1 protein-coding gene is annotated in these 1,437 nt (G+C 62.2%); it reads left to right on the top strand.

The features are described from left to right. Window position 1: 1 nt before the first annotated feature. On the top strand, window positions 2-1,423 hold the full coding sequence (gene hpnJ, locus U5A58_RS40330; protein ID WP_321965446.1) for a hopanoid biosynthesis associated radical SAM protein HpnJ: 1,422 nt from the start codon (window positions 2-4) through the stop codon (window positions 1,421-1,423). Window positions 1,424-1,437: the final 14 nt, after the last annotated feature.

The following is a 1,437-nucleotide window of genomic DNA, read 5'->3' as shown; positions in this document are numbered from 1 at the left end:
TATGAAAACGCTGTTTCTGCAGGCCCCGTCGTATGACGGCTTCGACGGTGGCGCGGGCTCGCGCTACCAGGCAAAGCGCGAGATCCGCTCGTTCTGGTATCCCACGTGGCTTGCGCAGCCCGCGGCCCTCGTGCCCGACAGCCGCGTGCTCGACGCGCCGGCCGACGGCATCGGCGTGGAAGCCACGCTGAAGATCGCGATGGACTATGACCTCGTGATCATTCACACGAGCACGCCGTCGTTCCCGACCGACGCGCTCTTCGCCGAGGACCTGAAGAAGCGCAAGCCGTCGCTCATCGTCGGCATGGTCGGCGCGAAGGTGATGGTCGATCCGCACAACTCGCTCACGGCGACCGAGGCAATCGATTTCGTCTGCCGAGAAGAATTCGATTACACCTGCAAGGAAATCGCCGAGGGCCGGCCGTTCCCCGAGATCAAGGGCTTGAGCTGGCGCGCGAAGGACGGCTCGATCGAGCACAACGAGGCGCGGCCGATTCTCGAGAACATGGACGAACTGCCGTTCGTCGCGCCCATTTACAAGCGCGACCTGAAGATCGACAACTACTTCATCGGCTATCTGAACTACCCGTACGTGTCGATCTATACGGGGCGCGGCTGCAAGTCGCGCTGCACGTTCTGCCTGTGGCCGCAGACGGTGAGCGGCCACCGCTACCGCACGCGCTCGGTCGAGAACGTGCTGGCGGAAGCGAAGTGGATTCGCGACAACATGCCGGAAGTCAAGGAGCTGATGTTCGACGACGATACCTTCACCGACGACCTGCCGCGCGCCGAAGCGATTGCGATTGGCCTTGGCAAGCTCGGCATGACGTGGTCGTGCAACGCGAAGGCGAACGTGCCGTACAAGACGCTGAAGGTGATGAAGGAGAACGGCCTGCGTCTGCTGCTCGTGGGCTTCGAGTCGGGCGACGACCAGATTCTCGTGAACATCAAGAAGGGCGTGCGCACGGACTTTGCGCGCCGCTTCAGCGCCGACTGCAAGACGCTCGGCATCAAGATCCACGGCACCTTCATTCTGGGGCTGCCGGGCGAGACGCAGGACACGATCAGGAAGACGATCGAGTACGCGAAGGAAATCAATCCGCACACGATTCAGGTGTCGCTCGCCGCGCCGTATCCGGGCACGACGCTGTACAAGCAGGCCGTGGAAAACGGCTGGATGGAAGAGAACAAGACGATCAACCTGGTGAGCAAGGAAGGGGTGCAGCTGGCGGCGATCGGCTATCCGAACCTGCCGCGCGAGGAGATCTATCACCATCTGGAGCAGTTCTATCGCCAGTTCTATTTCCGGCCTTCGAAGATCTGGGAGATCGTGCGCGAGATGCTCACGAGCTGGGACATGATGAAGCGGCGTCTGCGCGAAGGCGTGGAGTTCTTCCGCTTCCTGCGCGCGCACGAGGCATGATGGACCGCGCGCAC

It is taken from the genome of Paraburkholderia sp. J7 (assembly GCF_905220155.1).
In the GTDB taxonomy this organism is placed as follows: Bacteria; Pseudomonadota; Gammaproteobacteria; order Burkholderiales; family Burkholderiaceae; genus Paraburkholderia.
This window is presented reverse-complemented; position numbering and strand designations above follow the sequence as displayed.

Bases quoted from the DNA above. Each gene is read 5' to 3' on its own strand.
- hpnJ (WP_321965446.1), top strand. From the start codon at position 2: ATGAAAACGCTGTTTCTGCAGGCCCCGTCGTATGACGGCTTCGACGGT.